Origin of the sequence: Parasynechococcus sp., assembly GCF_042954325.1 — a bacterium.
In the GTDB taxonomy this organism is placed as follows: domain Bacteria; phylum Cyanobacteriota; class Cyanobacteriia; order PCC-6307; family Cyanobiaceae; genus Parasynechococcus.
Genome location: NZ_JBGKDS010000033.1, coordinates 38,154 through 53,001 on the forward strand (window position 1 = coordinate 38,154; position 14,848 = coordinate 53,001).

Consider the following 14,848-nt stretch of genomic DNA (forward strand, 5'->3'; position numbering starts at 1 on the left):
ATCAGTCCTCAGGGGAATCCGCGCCCGTGGCCGCCGCCTCCGCAGGCGCATCCGTCGCAGCATCGGCCTCGTCGTCGTCACTTTCAGCCTCAGGGGGCACCAACACCACCTTGAGCAAGCGATCGCCCTTGTCCAGCTTCTGAAGGCGAACGCCCGTGGCCGCACGGGACTGCTGGGGGATGGCATCGGCGCTGGTGCGCACGATCACCCCCTTCTCACTGACCAGCAAGAGCTCTTCACCGGCACCGAGCACCCGCAGGGCCACCAGTGCATCACCGGCATTGCGGAACTTCATGCCCCGCAGGCCCATTCCGGCCCGCTTTTGCAAACGAAACTGGGTCACTGGAACCCGTTTGCCCAGACCACCTGCCGACGCCACTAACACCCAAGGGCCTTCTGTGACCGCACTGCCCTCGTCATCATCGGCAACCTCATCACTGCTCTGGGCCACCTGATCAGCCAACTCAACCGGCAGCACGTCCATGCTCACCAGGGCGTCGCCCTCTCGCAAATTCATCGACCGCACCCCTCTGGCTGTGCGACCGAGGGGACGCAGCTCCTCGTCACTGAGACGGAAGTGAATGGTCATGCCCGCACGGGAGCCGATCAGCACGCTGTCGCCAGGCACCGCGAGGCGCACCCAGGTGAGGGCATCGCCGTCCTCGAGGTTGATGGCAATCAACCCGTTGGAGCGAATGTTGCTGAACGCCGATAAACGGGTGCGTTTGATGAAGCCCCCGTTGGTGAGCATCAGCAAATCGGTGTCGTCATTGAACTCCGACACCGCCAGCAACGAGGTGATTGCCTCTTCCCTGGGGATCGGCAGCAGCTGAACCACGGGTGTCCCCTTCGCCGCCCGACTGCACTGAGGAACCCGGTATGCAGGCAGTGCATAGGACACGCCCCGATCGCTGAACAACAGCAGGGTGTCGTGGTCGTTGCAGCTGATGAATAATTTCACCGCATCTTCACCCTGACTGCGGGTGCCGGCCTTGCCTCGGGTGCCGCGACTGGTGGCCTCGAACTCGCTCACCGGCATCCGTTTCAGATAACCGGTCTCCGTCAACAACACGACCGACCGTTCATTGGCGATCAGATCGATGTCCTCCAATCCACCGCCCAGATCGAGGATCTCGGTGCGACGTTCGATCGGATAGCGCTGCTGCAGCTGCAGCAATTCCTCTCGGATCAGGCCAAAGACCCGTTCCCGCCGACCCAGAATGTCCTTGTAATCGGCAATCTTGGTGACAAGGTCCTCGTGTTCGAGTCGGATCTTGTCGGCTTCCAGAGCCGTCAGACGGCGCAATTGCATCTGCAGAATCGCGTCCGCCTGGATGTCGCTGAGACCGTGGCGCTCCTGAAGTTGCTGACGCGCCGTTGCCGTATCGGGAGCGGCACGAATCAGAGCGATGATCGGATCGAGTTGATCCAGCGCCAGCAACAAGCCGAGCAGAATGTGATCGCGCTCCTCGGCCTTGCGCAGCAAATAACGCGTGCGGCGTTCGATGGTCTCGACTCGGAAGTCGAGGAACACCTCCAACATCTTGCGCAAGGTGAGCAGAACGGGTTCACCGTTCACCAGCGCCAGCATGTGGGCACTGAAGTTGCTTTGCAGCGGTGTCAGCTTGAACAGGTTGTTCAACACAACCTGCGGGTAAGCATCACGGCGCAGCTCAACGACGATGCGCATGCCATCGCGATCACTTTCATCGCGAATGTCGGAGATGCCTTCCAGCTTCTTGTCGTTGACCAGTTCAGCGATCCGCTCGATCAGGGCCGCTTTATTGGTCTGGTAGGGCAACTCCGTGATGATCACGGCGTCCCGGTCCGGACGGCCAGGCGCTTCGATCGTTTCAATCGCGGCCACGCCGCGCATGGTCACCGACCCGCGGCCACCCAGATAGGTCTCACGGATGCCGTCACGCCCCAAGATCTGACCACCGGTGGGAAAGTCAGGTCCTGGAATCAGACGCATCAGCTCCTGAGCGCTGAGCTCGGGGTTCTCGATCAAGGCGAGAAGCCCAGTAATTAATTCGCTGAGGTTGTGGGGGGGAATGTTCGTCGCCATTCCCACGGCGATCCCGGCAGAGCCGTTGAGCAGCAGCTGTGGAATCCGCGCTGGCAACACCGTGGGCTCCTGCTGCGAGCCATCGAAGTTGTCGGCGAAATCAACGGTTTCTGCCTCGATGTCCTCCAGCAGGCTGTCGGTGGTGAGCGCCTGAAGCCGCGATTCGGTGTATCGCATTGCCGCCGGCGGATCATTGTCCACCGAGCCGAAGTTGCCGTGCCCATCGATCAGGGGCATCGACATCGAAAAGTCCTGGGCCATCCGCACCAGGGCGTCATACACGGCTGTATCGCCGTGGGGGTGGTACTTACCCAGCACCTCACCGACCACACGGGCGCACTTCCGATAAGGCCGATCACTGGTGAGACCCAGTTCGTACATCGCGTACAGGATGCGGCGATGCACCGGCTTGAGCCCGTCGCGGGCGTCGGGCAAGGCCCGGCCCACGATCACGCTCATCGCGTACTCCAGGTAGGAGCGCGACATTTCGTTGCGGAGATCCGTCTGAATGATCCGGTCGTCGGATTCTCCGGGACCGCCGCTGCCGGGCCCCAATGGATCCGCCATACAAGATCGATAAGCCTCTATTCAGGTTATCTCGGCCAGTGCCAAGAACCCAAAAAGCTCAGATAAGCTCCCGGAACTCCTAGGTACAAGTTCATGGGTCCGACAGACGAGCCTCTTTCCGGTGCTCCTGCAGACCCCACAGCAGCGGTGCCTCCGGCCATGGATGCAGAGGCCAAAACCGTTGTCGACCCAGTGGTTGTTCCACAGAGCGAACCAGAACCGGTGGCGGGCTCTGAACCCACTGATGCCCTCCATGACGCGTCCGCTGAACCGGCCACTGCACCGGACCCCATGCCCCCATCGCAGGATCCAGCCATCGCCAGCACCGTATCGATCCCAGCGGAAGAAACCAGCGAAGGCGGTGAATGGGATCTCCTGACAGGAAAACTGCGGGACTGGATGGCCAACAACGAACTGAACGAGATCTGGGAGAAGACCCAGACCCCAGCAAAGCTGGTCGGACTCTTGATCCTGGTGATCGTGGTTCTGCAGATCTACAGCGGAATCCTCAACACGATCGAGAAGCTGCCCCTGGCTCCCGGACTGCTGGAACTGGCCGGCGTGATCTGGCTCGCTCGCTTCGCTCTGCAGAACCTCGTCCGCAGTGGTGATCGCAAGCAGGCCCTTGACGGACTGCGCAACCTCTGGGGCAAAGTCACCGGCCGCTGAGCTGCCTATACCGAATCCAGGTCTGGTCCGATTGGTAGTTTGATCAGACTTAATCAAGTCGTGCGGTGGACATTCAGCTCGGACGCTCCAAAACCGTTCGCCGGGCCTACGGAATTGACGAAATCGCTCTGGTGCCCGGAGGACGAACGGTTGATCCGGAGGTGACCAACACCAGCTGGAGCCTCGGGGGCATCACGCGGGAGATTCCGATCATCGCCAGCGCGATGGACGGAGTTGTCGATGTCGACATGGCTGTACGGCTGTCCGAGCTGGGTGCCCTTGGCGTGCTCAACCTGGAGGGCGTCCAGACCCGCTACGAGGACCCCAACAGCGTCCTTGATCGCATCGCCAGTGTTGGCAAGGACGAATTCGTCCCGTTGATGCAGGAGATCTACAGCCAGCCCGTCCAGGAGTCGCTGATCCGCCAACGCATTCAGGCCATCAAAGCCAAGGGAGGCATCGCAGCCGTCAGCGGGACTCCAGTGGCCGCGATGCGCTTTGGCAAGGCGATTGCGGACGCCGGCGCTGATCTCTTTTTCGTGCAGGCCACCGTGGTCTCGACCAATCACATCGGTCCCGAGGGACAGGAGACCCTTGACCTCAAGGCCCTGTGCAGCGACATGGGTGTTCCCGTTGTGATCGGCAACTGCGTCACCTACGACGTCGCCCTTGAATTGATGCGTGCCGGTGCCGCTGGTGTGATGGTTGGCATCGGGCCCGGTGCAGCCTGCACATCACGGGGCGTGCTGGGCGTTGGCATCCCCCAGGCCACAGCCGTGGCCGACTGTGCTGCCGCACGCGCCGACTATGAGAAAGAAAGCGGTCGCTACGTTCCCATCGTGGCGGACGGCGGCATCGTCACCGGTGGCGACATCTGCAAGTGCATTGCCTGCGGAGCGGACGCCGTCATGATCGGATCGCCGATCGCCCGGGCGGAAGAAGCCCCCGGACGAGGCTTCCACTGGGGCATGGCGACGCCAAGTCCAGTCCTCCCTCGAGGAACACGGATCAACGTCGGCAGCACCGGAAGCCTGGAGCGCATCTTGCGCGGACCAGCCCGGCTCGATGACGGCACCCACAATCTGCTGGGTTGCCTCAAAACATCGATGGGCACCCTGGGAGCGCGCACCATCCGTGAAATGCAGGATGTGGAGGTGGTGGTCGCGCCCTCCCTGCTAACCGAAGGCAAGGTGTACCAAAAAGCCCAACAACTGGGTATGGGTAAGTAAGCAGAGTTACGCTGGGATTGTGTGCGGGCTGATGCCCACACACTCCTCACACCCCCCGGCCCGACGCGCTCGGGCTTTCATTCTTTACCGTCCACGCATCAAGCATCACAGTTCCCTTCCGACCAGGCTTTTTCGCCGAGGAAAGGGATTCTCGTTGCTAAATTCCCATTACATCTTTAAAGGCATATGTCCGGCGCTGCAGCTGTCACCGACGCCTCCTTCGAGCAGGACGTCCTCCAGAGTGACGTGCCGGTTCTCGTCGATTTCTGGGCCCCCTGGTGTGGCCCATGCCGCATGGTTGCGCCGATCGTCGAAGAAATCTCCAAGGAATTCGAAGGCCAGATCAAGGTTTTCAAACTCAACACCGACGAGAACCCCAACGTCGCCAGCCAATACGGCATCCGCAGCATTCCAACCCTGATGATTTTCAAGGGCGGACAGAAAGTCGACACCGTTGTGGGAGCCGTCCCCAAGGCCACCCTCTCCGGCACCATTTCGAAGTACCTCTGAGCTGACCTTCAGGACCAGCCTTGGCACCCTTGCCTGCAACCCTTGGCCTGATTGATTACGGAATGGGCAACCTCCATTCCGTAACGAAGGCATTTGAACGACTGGATCGCACCCTTCAACCGGTTCGATCGTCGAAGGATTTATCCACATGCGATGCCCTCATCCTTCCGGGTGTCGGAGCCTTCGATCCAGCCATGGATCGTCTGGAGGCCACCGGTTTGGTCCCTGATCTGCAGGCCTGGGGGAGGGATCATCGCCCCCTGCTTGGGATTTGCCTGGGATTACAACTGCTTTTTGAGGGCAGTGCAGAGGGGTCTCGCTCCGGTCTAGGGCTGATACCAGGCCAGGTTGAGCGTCTCCCCGAGCAAACCGGCGAACGCATTCCCCATATGGGGTGGGCACCACTGACCTGCCATCATCCCAACCCTCTGTTGCATGAGAACGACCAGCCCACTTGGGTTTATTTCGTTCATTCCTATGCAGCGAAGCCTTCCCATGACGAGACCCTCGCTGCGACCGCACCCTTTGGCTCCTCGTCCGTCACCGCGATGGTCTGGTCCAACCGCATCGGAGCCTGTCAGTTCCATCCTGAGAAATCCTCAGACGCTGGCGCTTTGCTCTTGCAGCGCTGGCTCGACTGGATCGATCGTGATGCACCAATTCTGAGTTGAGCGGCCAGGGAGGACAACTCCGACTCACCGGAGGACGAAAACTGGTCAGCCCCCCGGGTGATCGAACCCGTCCCACCACCGGACGCGTTCGCGAAGCGGTGATGAACATCCTGATGCCCAGGATTCGAAGCTGCCGTTGGCTCGATCTCTGCTGCGGAAGTGGCGTGATGGGATGCGAAGCGATTCAGCGGGGCGCCAAGGAAGTCGTGGCCGTGGAACAGGACCGACGAACGGCACGGATCGCAGAAAGGAATCTCCAAAGCACATCGATGGGTTGCTTGCCAAAGGCCAACGTCGCGGTGGCAAACCGCAGCGTTCAGGGGTGGCTGGACGCCAATGCCGATTCAGCACCGTTTGATCTGATCTACTTCGACCCCCCCTATGGGGCAGGGCTCTACATCCCGGTGCTTGAGAAGATCAGCCAATCAACCTTGCTTGAGGCCAGCGGCTTACTGGTCTGCGAGCACGACAAGGCCAACGCGCTGGATGTTGATCAGCGGTCATGGACCATCCATGACCACCGCTTTTATGGCCGAACCGGCCTGCTGTTCCTGACGATCAACCGCCCAGAGCACTGCCCCGGCGGTATTGATTCCAAGCAGCCACAAACAACCCCAGAAGCGTGACGGGAATCAGACCCAAAACGATGCCGCACAGAAGGGGTTCGATCATGAGTCGCGCTGAGAAGCAAACTTGACCACAATTCTTTCATGTAAAACCCTGCACCGTGATGGAGCCGACATCAACTGCTGCAGGCGCCCCCGAAAGCAGTCGCACCTTGATCACTGCTCTGGTGGTGGTCGCCGCTGTGGCCTGCGTGATTCTGTTGATCTGGATGCTCGGCAAAGCCCAGGTCGATCCCTACGTCCAGGCCACGCTCAACCTGCAGGGAACCAGTGAGCACGGCGGGCAGTTGTTTCGGATTAATTGCGCTGGATGCCATGGATTGGCAGGCCAGGGCTTGCTGGGTCCCAAGCTGACGGAAGTCAGCAGTCGACTGAGCGATCAAGCTCTGATTCATCAGATCGTGAGTGGAGACACGCCACCGATGCCGAGCTTTCAAATGGAACCCCAATCGATGGCTGACCTGCTGGCCCATCTGCACAACCTGCAGTGACACCCGTCTGCTCAGCCCTGGTGGTGGTCTTGGTGGAACCAGCGGGTCCGCTGAACATCGGCAGCATCGCCAGGCTTTGCGCCAATTTCGAGGTTGCCGAGCTGCGTCTGGTCAATCCCCAGGCCGATCCCCTGGACGACGACTCCCGGCGCATGGCCGTCCACGGAGCCGATCATCTGCATCAGGCCTCGCACTACGACTGCCTGGTTGATGCCGTCAGTGACTGCCGACGGGTGGTGGGCACGTGCGGTCGGTTGGACCATGGCGACATCCCCCTGAGTCACCCCGAGGCGGCGCTCCGCTGGCTCGGGACTCCCGGACTGCGCGCAGAAAACGGCGACGATCGCCACACCGTGGCGCTCGTTTTTGGACGCGAAGATCGTGGCCTCAGCAATGACGAGCTCAGGGTCTGCCAGAAAGTGGTGACCCTGCACAGCGGCAGCCACTATCCCTCGTTGAATCTCTCCCATGCCGTCGCCGTTCTTTTGCATGACTACGCTCGAATCCATCAACTCGACAGACCAGCGATCAGTGCCTCGGAGGACCCGGCACCCGCAAGCCAGCTGAGCGACTTGATCGCTGATGCCAGTGATCTGCTGCTGGAGGTCGGGTTTCTGCTGGAGCACACCGCGGCGGCTCGGATGGGCAAAGTGCAGGATCTGCTTCAACGGGCGAGGATCCGCAGCCCGGAAGTTGCCCTGTTGCGGGGAATGATTCGGCAACTGCGTTGGGCTGTGCACCGAGATCGCTCCTAACCTTCGCTCAGCCACCGCTGCAACCTCCGTTGTCGACCAGCCGTTCGGCTCGCAAGTCACCAGGCTTCGGGCAACCCCTGCGACTGATCGTGAGATTGATCCTGATTGGGATCGGGCTCGGTGTACTCAGCGGGTCACTGTTGCGAGCACTGGCCCCTCAGGTGCGTCAACAACAACTGGCTCTGCCGGGCTGGATCAAGGACCAACCCTGGTTATCCGAGCTGATACCAGAACAGACCGCCCCTGCCCAAAGCGAGCCTGAGCGAACAACCACGGCCAGCTCAAACGGCATTCCACTGGCCAGGTTCAACCCACGGGACAACATCACCGCACTATCGGAACGATGGGCTGGGCTGGCAGCCACTCAGCCCGATCTCAAGGTCAGTGCCTTCATGCACGTGCTCGACACCGGGAGCTACGCCGATTTCAACGGGAATCAGCCGATGGCGGCGGCAAGTTCGATCAAGACTCCGATCTTGCTCAGTGCCCTCGAGTTGATCGATCGCCAAGAACTGCAATGGAATGAGCCACTGACCCTGACCAAGGAACTGGTGGGAGGTGGGGCCGGCTGGATGGCCTCCAGGCCACTGGGCAGCCGATTCCCCACCTATGAAGTGGCCACAGAAATGATCCGGGTGAGTGATAACTCAGCCACCAATCTGTTGATCGACCGGGTGGGTGGTCAGGATGCCATCAACCTGCGCTTCCAGGAACTGGGCCTGCTCTCAACGGAAGTGAACAACTGGCTGCCCGACCTGGATGGCACCAACACCACCAGCGCCAGAGATCTCAGTCGAAGCATCGCTTTGGTCGACAGCGGTGAGACGCTGGGTCCACGAACCCGCGATCTCTTTCGCGAGGTCATGGCGACCTCCGTCACCAATACGTTGCTGCCGACCGGATTAATGCGGGGCCTTGGCGGTGCACAGGGTGCACCGGACGACAGCCTGGCCCGTAAGGGCTATCGGGTGTTGAACAAAACCGGTGATATCGGGATCGCGTATGCGGACGCCGGCTTGATCGAACTGCCCGATGGCACCCGAGCCGTCGCGGGTTTCATGGTTGAAGGACCGTTCAACGACCCCCGCTCGACGGAACTGATCCGCAGCCTGGCCGCGGCCATGGCCCCCTATCTGAAACCCCAGCCAGCACCACCGAAACCAGCAGCCCCATGACCATGCGAACGGCACTGATCAGCGGGCTTCTCAGCCTCAGCACCCTGGTGGCAGGACCCACGGCCTTGGCGGAGACAACTCTGCGTCAGCAGCAGGTCAGGTCACTTCCAGGATCCCTGGACAGGGTTCTGATGGTGAACGACAACAATCCTGAATTGATCCAGGACGACGGCGTCCTGCTGTCGACCTTTTCTGACAAGGACAGCCGCGCCCTTGCCGTGGAACTCAACGGGCGTTTCGACCTCTTCAGCCATCACGTGTATGCCGGAGACGAGGAGGGAAGCCTCAACTCCACCCTCTGGCTGGCGATGTTGGTGGCTCCAGTCGGGGATGAGCCCGTTGAACTGACCCTGCTCGGTGGGAGCACCTCGCTCTCCCAAGCCACCGAAGACGACCAGACGCAAGCCCCCTTCCTGCCCTTGCCAGCACTGATGGCGGAAACGACGGAGGTTGTGGCCTCTGGCCCAGGGAGCCGAGTCGCCGGAGACCTGCTCGCCGGGCGCACCGCCCAGGAACTCGATCAGAAGCGATGGCAGCTCCCGCCCGGAGAACCCAGCACCGTGATGCTGCTTCCGCTTCCCGTCGCCGGCCTGGACCCGCTGCTGAACGGACGCAATCTGCAACTGCGTTTACACAGCACTGGACCGGTCTCCGTTGCCATGCTCGCGGCCCATGGATCCGGGACGACACCCCCCAAGACGAGCCACTGGTTAGGCCTCTTGGATCGGGGTGTTCTCAGCACCAAAGAGCACAGCCCAACCCCCCGCGGTGCCGAAGGGAAGATCATTTATTCCAGGGTCAGTGGCGTCCAGATCGGCAGCAGCTGGCGAGCCACACTCAGCGATCCGGGGCGCGATGTTCTGCTGGCACCGAGCGAGCCCGTGTCATGGCCGATCAGCAGCCTGGAACGGGGGACCCTTGGAACCCAACAGGTGCAGACCGCTGAATTGACGGCGGCGTACCCGAACACCGCATGGGCCGCCCATGGCAACTACGGCGTCGAGTACGACCTCACCTTGCCGCTGAAAAATGGCGGGTCGACTGCCACCACACTCCAACTCTCCCTCGATTCACCGCTCAAAAGCGATGAACCCCTCGGAGGCCTCCGGTTCAGGGAGACCCTGACCGGTCCCGTGATGTTCCGCGGTCCGGTCGCCATCCGTGGCCTGGATGGACCTCGGGGACTTCCACAGGGGCGTCGCACGGTTCATCTGGTGCTGCGCCAGGGGCAACCCGGCCCGGCACTGGGCCAGCTGACCCTCGAACCGGGGGAGGAACGCCGGGTGCAGGTTCGACTGGTCTATCCAGCCGATGCCACACCCCCCCAGGTGCTGACCGTGCAGCCTGTGAAACAATCCTGACCACACCAGAGATTCGACCGTGACTGCACCCCGGAAGCGCAGGGTTTTCCCCTTCACTGCGGTGATCGGTCAGGAGGAGATGAAGCTGGCTCTCCTGCTGAACGTGATCGACCCACGCATTGGTGGCGTGATGATCATGGGCGACCGTGGCACGGGGAAATCCACCACAATCCGGGCCCTGGCTGATCTGCTGCCGGACATCGACGTGGTGGCTGGAGACCCGTACAACAGCTCGGCATCTGACCCTGACCTGCAAAGCACTGAAGTGCGTCAGCGGATTGCCGATGGCGAAGCCCTCCCCACCGAGCCGAGGCAGGTGCCGATGGTGGACCTCCCCCTCGGCGCCACAGAAGACCGTCTCTGCGGCACGATCGACATCGAAAAGGCCCTCAGCGAGGGCGTCCGAGCCTTTGAGCCGGGACTGCTCGCCAAGGCCAATCGCGGGTTGCTGTACGTCGACGAGGTGAATCTCCTCGATGATCACCTCGTCGATGTGTTGCTCGACTCGGCTGCATCGGGTTGGAACACCGTGGAACGCGAAGGGGTCTCCGTGCGACACCCCGCTCGCTTTGTGCTGATCGGTTCGGGGAACCCTGAGGAAGGAGAACTTCGCCCTCAGCTGCTCGACCGTTTCGGCATGAGCGTCGAAGTTCGCACCGTGCGCGATCCGGAACTGAGAGTTCAAGTCGTGGACCAACGCACCGCCTTCGATGGAGATCCCGATGGCTTCAGCACCGCGGTTGAAACCAACCAAAAAGCACTGCAGCAACGCGTTGTTGAAGCACAGCAACGGCTGGGTCAGGTCAGCATCGACGACGACCTCCGCCTCCAAATCTCTGCCGTCTGCGGCGAGCTCGATGTCGACGGTCTGCGCGGAGACATCGTGACCAACCGTGCAGCCCGAGCTCTGGCGGCCTTCGAGGGACGCACCGAAGTGACGGAAGACGATGTCGCCCGCGTCGCCTCCTGCTGCCTGCGACACCGACTGCGCAAGGACCCGCTTGAGCAAGTGGACTCCGGCGACCGCGTCGTCAAAGTGTTCTGCAAAGTGTTCGAGCGCAGCGAAAGCAGCGACCGCTCGGACTTCGAGCTGGCACTGGCCGCCTGATCTGCTTTGCGCATCCTCGGCATTGACCCTGGTCTGGCGAGGGTGGGCTACGGCGTCATTGACACCTCAGGGGGCCAGCAGAGGATGCTCGACTGCGGAATCATCCGCACCGATCCTGGCCGTTCCGAAGGCGAGCGCATGGTCGAAATCGCCAGCGACCTGCGCCAGTTGATCCGCAGCTGGAAACCGGAGCTGGCTGCAGTGGAGAAATTCTTCTTTTATCGCTCCAGCACCACCATCAGCGTGGTGCAGGCCAGAGGCGTCGTGATGATGACTCTGGCCCGGTTCAACATTCCAGCGGTGGAGTTTCCACCGATGCAGATCAAGCTGGCCCTGGCCGGGTTTGGCCATGCCGACAAGGACGAAGTGCTGGCTGCGGTGATGCGCGAGCTCGACCTCACGGAGCCCCCGCGACCGGATGATGCCGCCGATGCTCTGGCGGTGGCCCTGACCGGCTGGTTTCAGCGATGACCGACAAGCAGAGTCTGCGCAGCAGATTTCGACAGCTTCGGCGGCAGCAAGCCGGCCAGGGGGCCGTCATCCGGGACGCCGTCAAAGCCCATCTGTTGGCGCGATCGGCCCCTTCGGCTCACGCCCGCTGCATTGGTCTGTACTGGCCACTGGCCGATGAAGTGGACCTGCGGCCTCTCCTCAAGGACATCCAAGCCCCCTTGGCACTCCCGGTGGCCGATGGCCACGGAGGACTCAGCTACAGGCTCTGGGATGACCATCCCCTTAGCGCTGATGGCTGTGGCATCCCCGCACCGGCTGTGGGGGCTGATCTACAACCGGAGGAGCTGGAGTTGCTGTTGGTGCCAGCCCTCGCCGTCGATCGCCATGGAATCCGCCTGGGGTACGGCGGTGGTTACTACGACCGACTGCGTGCCGATGACCGTTGGCACCAGGTGCCGGCCTTGGTCGTCCTGCCCCAGGCCTGTGTTCACGACCGTCCACTGCCCCGCGATCCCTGGGACATCCCGTTTGAAGGCTGGATCACAGAACGGGGGTCTGGTCAGGCGACGGCGTCACCCGCATGATGAGCGCCGATCGCTGTATTGACCGATGAACGGCTTCCTGGCTGCGCTGCTGCTCCTCGGGGGCCTCCAGGCCATGCCAGCCCGGGCTCATCAGATCGAGAGTGCCCTGCGCTATCTGGACGGTGATCTGGAGCTGAGCAGCAGCTTCTCCAATGGCGAACCGACCCGGGGAGCGGTGGTGCGACTGCTTCAGGCCGATGGCACCCCTGGGCAGGAGCTGGGACGAACCGACGACCAGGGCAAACTCAACCTCGACATCAGCGCCTTGGACGATGGCGTCGTCGATCTGCAAATTGACGGTGGGCCGGGACATCGCGACTACCTGGAGCTGCCTGTCGAGGCCGGGCAAGTCCAGCTGGACGACGTCGTGCAGGGCCCCATGCTGCTGATTCTCGTGGGATCGCTGGTTAGCGTGCAACGTCGACGCGACTGAAAACCGCCATGGCAACCCGCACCGGTAGCGATGCACTGGACCGGATGGTGGATCGCCTCAGCGGCACGAGCGACCCAAAGCGGCGATACGAATACGTCCTCTGGCTCGCCAAAAAGCTCCAGCCGATGCCAGCGGACGAGCAGACGGAGGCGATCAAGGTCAAGGGTTGCGTCTCCCAGGTGTTTGTTCGCGGTCAACTGGACAACGGCACCATGCAGTGGGTGGGCGATTCCGATGCTCTGATCACCAAGGGCCTTCTGGCCATGCTGATCGAAGGACTGAGCGGTTTGACCCCTGCCCAGGTGCAGGCGGTGGATCCATCCTTCATTGCGGCCACCGGCCTCCAGGCGAGCCTCACCCCATCGCGCGCCAATGGGTTCCTGAACATTTTTAGAACGATGCAGGCTCAAGCTCAGGCCCTTGAACAGATGCCTGGTCCCGTTAATTCATAGAGTCGGCGGGCGATATCTCGAAACGGTTCAAAGGTCATGGGATCAAGGATCGGCGTTGGACTCCTAGGCCTTGGCACGGTTGGCGGCGGGGTGGCATCGATTCTGCTGTCCCCGGACGAGCGCCATCCCCTGGTGGGCGACCTTGAACTGGTCCGCGTGGCCGTTCGAGACCTGTCACGACCGAGACCCGTCGACCTCCCGGCCGACATCCTCACGACCGACCCTGCCGACGTCGTCAACGATCCAGCCGTTGACGTTGTCGTGGAGGTCATCGGTGGTATCGAACCGGCTCGATCCCTGATCCTGCAGGCCATCGCGGCCGGCAAATCCGTCGTGACCGCCAACAAGGCGGTGATCGCCCGGCATGGCCAGGAGATTGCTGAAGCCGCAGCCAATGCCGGTGTCTACGTGCTGATCGAAGCCGCTGTCGGTGGCGGAATTCCGATCATCGAACCGTTGAAGCAATCCCTGGGCGGCAATCGGATCAACCGGGTAAGCGGGATCATCAACGGCACCACCAATTACATCCTCACCCGCATGGCCGATGAGGGAGCGGCCTATGACGACGTGCTCCGTGATGCGCAGGAGCTCGGGTATGCGGAAGCCGACCCCGCTGCCGATGTCGACGGCCTTGATGCAGCAGACAAAATCGCGATCCTGTCGACCCTCGCCTTCGGTGGAGCGGTGGAACGGAGTGCCGTACCAACGGAAGGCATCAGTCAGCTGCAGGGCGTTGATGTCGACTACGCCCGTCGTCTGGGATATGGGGTCAAATTGCTGGCCGTGGCCGAACGGATGGCCAAAACCGCAGAACCCCTGCCGTTGTCCCTTCGTGTGCAGCCCACGCTGGTGCCGACGGACCACCCCCTGGCAGGCGTCAACGGTGTCAACAACGCCATCCTCGTGGAGGGGGACCCCATCGGTCGGGTGATGTTCTACGGACCTGGGGCCGGCGCCGGCCCCACCGCATCCGCGGTGGTCGCTGACATCCTCAATATCGCGGGCATCCGACAAGCCAGTGACGCACCGGGACACATCGATCCGCTGCTAGCCGCTGGAACCTGGAGGGAGTGTGTCCTCGTTGAGCCCGGAGCGATCCGCCAACGCCATTACGTGCGTTTCAACACGAAAGATGCCCCGGGGGTGATCGGTCGCATTGGCGGCTGCTTTGGCGATCGGAATGTGTCGATCCAATCGATCGTGCAATTCAACGCCAGCGAGGCCGGCGCAGAGATCGTTGTGATCACCCACGAAGTGAGCCAAGGAGAAATGGATGCGGCTCTGCAGGCCATCCAGGCCCTCCCGGAGGTATCCGGACTCGCCGCCCACCTCGGCTGCCTCTAACGAACGATCGGGGGCATGCGCAACTGGCACTCGCCCCCCTCGATGGGCGAAACTATCAAGAACCATCACAGCCCACGTTCGCAACGTCTGACGTGTGCTCCCCAGTTCATGACGAACCTCATGACTGCCGCTCCTGTCCAAGGCTGTGTGCTGTCCGACGCCGTCGAAGCGATGACCATTCACCAGGGTGATTGCGTCAATCTCGACAGCGACGACGCGACCTATCAAGTGATCGGTGTCGATGACGAGCACCACCGTTGCTGGGTCCGCCGTTGGCCCCTGCAGACCGCGACAGGCTCACCGGTTTTCGAAATCTCACTGGAGCACATCAAAATCACGAGCTGAGACCGCA

General features: G+C 61.8%; 17 protein-coding genes and 1 pseudogene. 16 read left to right on the plus strand and 2 right to left on the minus strand.

Annotated features, from left to right (window positions below; all coding sequences use genetic code 11):
• Position 1: 1 nt before the first annotated feature.
• The gene (gyrA, locus tag ACGVKB_RS05180) at positions 2 to 2,635 is read right to left on the minus strand and encodes a DNA gyrase subunit A (RefSeq protein ID WP_392350210.1); all 2,634 of its coding nucleotides are present in this window, start codon (positions 2,633 to 2,635) and stop codon (positions 2 to 4) included.
• A gap of 93 nt (positions 2,636 to 2,728) precedes the next feature.
• Between gyrA and ACGVKB_RS05185 the strand changes: the two genes are divergently transcribed.
• From ACGVKB_RS05185 to rsmD, 5 genes and pseudogenes are all read left to right on the plus strand, one after another.
• Entirely contained in the window at positions 2,729 to 3,304 is a 576-nt protein-coding gene (locus tag ACGVKB_RS05185; RefSeq protein WP_392350211.1) for a CAAD domain-containing protein, read from the plus strand.
• A 65-nt stretch (positions 3,305 to 3,369) separates the two neighbouring features.
• Entirely contained in the window at positions 3,370 to 4,533 is a 1,164-nt protein-coding gene (locus ACGVKB_RS05190) for a GuaB3 family IMP dehydrogenase-related protein (RefSeq protein ID WP_392350212.1), read from the plus strand.
• A gap of 186 nt (positions 4,534 to 4,719) precedes the next feature.
• The gene (gene trxA / locus ACGVKB_RS05195; protein ID WP_392350213.1) at positions 4,720 to 5,043 is read left to right on the plus strand and encodes a thioredoxin; all 324 of its coding nucleotides are present in this window, start codon (positions 4,720 to 4,722) and stop codon (positions 5,041 to 5,043) included.
• A 29-nt stretch (positions 5,044 to 5,072) separates the two neighbouring features.
• Positions 5,073 to 5,714, plus strand: coding sequence for an imidazole glycerol phosphate synthase subunit HisH (gene hisH / locus ACGVKB_RS05200; protein ID WP_392350214.1), 642 nt, complete (start codon positions 5,073 to 5,075; stop codon positions 5,712 to 5,714).
• Positions 5,711 to 6,259: pseudogene (gene rsmD / locus ACGVKB_RS05205) on the plus strand (16S rRNA (guanine(966)-N(2))-methyltransferase RsmD); the annotation flags it as partial. The gene hisH and the pseudogene rsmD, both read left to right, overlap by 4 nt.
• Before the next feature lie 13 nt (positions 6,260 to 6,272).
• Here the strand turns inward: rsmD and petG are convergent.
• On the minus strand, positions 6,273 to 6,386 hold the full coding sequence (gene petG / locus ACGVKB_RS05210; protein ID WP_006041770.1) for a cytochrome b6-f complex subunit V: 114 nt from the start codon (positions 6,384 to 6,386) through the stop codon (positions 6,273 to 6,275).
• A gap of 55 nt (positions 6,387 to 6,441) precedes the next feature.
• Here petG and ACGVKB_RS05215 point away from each other — a divergent pair, with 55 nt between their 5' ends.
• The 11 genes from ACGVKB_RS05215 to ACGVKB_RS05265 all read left to right on the plus strand — a co-directional run bounded on the left by ACGVKB_RS05215 (position 6,442) and on the right by ACGVKB_RS05265 (position 14,841).
• Positions 6,442 to 6,831, plus strand: coding sequence for a c-type cytochrome (locus tag ACGVKB_RS05215; RefSeq protein ID WP_392350215.1), 390 nt, complete (start codon positions 6,442 to 6,444; stop codon positions 6,829 to 6,831).
• The gene (locus tag ACGVKB_RS05220) at positions 6,828 to 7,586 is read left to right on the plus strand and encodes an RNA methyltransferase (RefSeq protein ID WP_392350216.1); all 759 of its coding nucleotides are present in this window, start codon (positions 6,828 to 6,830) and stop codon (positions 7,584 to 7,586) included. Before ACGVKB_RS05215 ends, ACGVKB_RS05220 begins: the two co-directional genes overlap by 4 nt.
• A 29-nt stretch (positions 7,587 to 7,615) precedes the next feature.
• Complete coding sequence (locus ACGVKB_RS05225; RefSeq protein ID WP_392350217.1) at positions 7,616 to 8,761, plus strand: serine hydrolase; 1,146 nt, start codon at positions 7,616 to 7,618, stop codon at positions 8,759 to 8,761.
• The gene (locus ACGVKB_RS05230; RefSeq protein ID WP_392350218.1) at positions 8,758 to 10,122 is read left to right on the plus strand and encodes a DUF3370 domain-containing protein; all 1,365 of its coding nucleotides are present in this window, start codon (positions 8,758 to 8,760) and stop codon (positions 10,120 to 10,122) included. Before ACGVKB_RS05225 ends, ACGVKB_RS05230 begins: the two co-directional genes overlap by 4 nt.
• Before the next feature lie 19 nt (positions 10,123 to 10,141).
• Entirely contained in the window at positions 10,142 to 11,230 is a 1,089-nt protein-coding gene (gene bchI, locus ACGVKB_RS05235) for a magnesium chelatase ATPase subunit I (protein WP_392350219.1), read from the plus strand.
• 6 nt (positions 11,231 to 11,236) lie between these two features.
• The gene (gene ruvC, locus ACGVKB_RS05240) at positions 11,237 to 11,701 is read left to right on the plus strand and encodes a crossover junction endodeoxyribonuclease RuvC (RefSeq protein WP_392350220.1); all 465 of its coding nucleotides are present in this window, start codon (positions 11,237 to 11,239) and stop codon (positions 11,699 to 11,701) included.
• Positions 11,698 to 12,267: a 5-formyltetrahydrofolate cyclo-ligase gene (locus ACGVKB_RS05245; RefSeq protein ID WP_392350221.1), complete on the plus strand. Its 570-nt coding sequence runs from the start codon at positions 11,698 to 11,700 to the stop codon at positions 12,265 to 12,267. Before ruvC ends, ACGVKB_RS05245 begins: the two co-directional genes overlap by 4 nt.
• 25 nt (positions 12,268 to 12,292) lie before the next feature.
• Positions 12,293 to 12,700, plus strand: a complete 408-nt coding sequence (locus ACGVKB_RS05250) for a hypothetical protein (protein WP_392350222.1) — start codon at positions 12,293 to 12,295, stop codon at positions 12,698 to 12,700.
• A gap of 8 nt (positions 12,701 to 12,708) precedes the next feature.
• A complete protein-coding gene (locus ACGVKB_RS05255; RefSeq protein ID WP_392350223.1) occupies positions 12,709 to 13,152 on the plus strand; it encodes a SufE family protein in 444 nt (147 codons plus the stop codon).
• A 36-nt stretch (positions 13,153 to 13,188) separates the two neighbouring features.
• The gene (locus ACGVKB_RS05260; RefSeq protein WP_392350224.1) at positions 13,189 to 14,496 is read left to right on the plus strand and encodes a homoserine dehydrogenase; all 1,308 of its coding nucleotides are present in this window, start codon (positions 13,189 to 13,191) and stop codon (positions 14,494 to 14,496) included.
• Positions 14,497 to 14,616: 120 nt separating this feature from the next.
• On the plus strand, positions 14,617 to 14,841 hold the full coding sequence (locus ACGVKB_RS05265) for a hypothetical protein (RefSeq protein WP_392350225.1): 225 nt from the start codon (positions 14,617 to 14,619) through the stop codon (positions 14,839 to 14,841).
• The last annotated feature ends 7 nt before the right edge of the window (positions 14,842 to 14,848 follow it).

What these genes read in the sequence shown, in the direction of transcription:
- gyrA (WP_392350210.1), bottom strand. Translation starts at nt 2,635, where the DNA reads ATGGCGGATCCATTGGGGCCCGGCAGCGGCGGTCCCGGAGAATCCGAC.
- ACGVKB_RS05185 (WP_392350211.1), top strand. Translation starts at nt 2,729, where the DNA reads ATGGGTCCGACAGACGAGCCTCTTTCCGGTGCTCCTGCAGACCCCACA.
- trxA (WP_392350213.1), top strand. Translation starts at nt 4,720, where the DNA reads ATGTCCGGCGCTGCAGCTGTCACCGACGCCTCCTTCGAGCAGGACGTC.
- petG (WP_006041770.1), bottom strand. Translation starts at nt 6,386, where the DNA reads ATGATCGAACCCCTTCTGTGCGGCATCGTTTTGGGTCTGATTCCCGTC.
- ACGVKB_RS05230 (WP_392350218.1), top strand. Translation starts at nt 8,758, where the DNA reads ATGACCATGCGAACGGCACTGATCAGCGGGCTTCTCAGCCTCAGCACC.
- ACGVKB_RS05245 (WP_392350221.1), top strand. Translation starts at nt 11,698, where the DNA reads ATGACCGACAAGCAGAGTCTGCGCAGCAGATTTCGACAGCTTCGGCGG.
- ACGVKB_RS05250 (WP_392350222.1), top strand. Translation starts at nt 12,293, where the DNA reads ATGAACGGCTTCCTGGCTGCGCTGCTGCTCCTCGGGGGCCTCCAGGCC.
- ACGVKB_RS05255 (WP_392350223.1), top strand. Translation starts at nt 12,709, where the DNA reads ATGGCAACCCGCACCGGTAGCGATGCACTGGACCGGATGGTGGATCGC.
- ACGVKB_RS05260 (WP_392350224.1), top strand. Translation starts at nt 13,189, where the DNA reads ATGGGATCAAGGATCGGCGTTGGACTCCTAGGCCTTGGCACGGTTGGC.
- ACGVKB_RS05265 (WP_392350225.1), top strand. Translation starts at nt 14,617, where the DNA reads ATGACTGCCGCTCCTGTCCAAGGCTGTGTGCTGTCCGACGCCGTCGAA.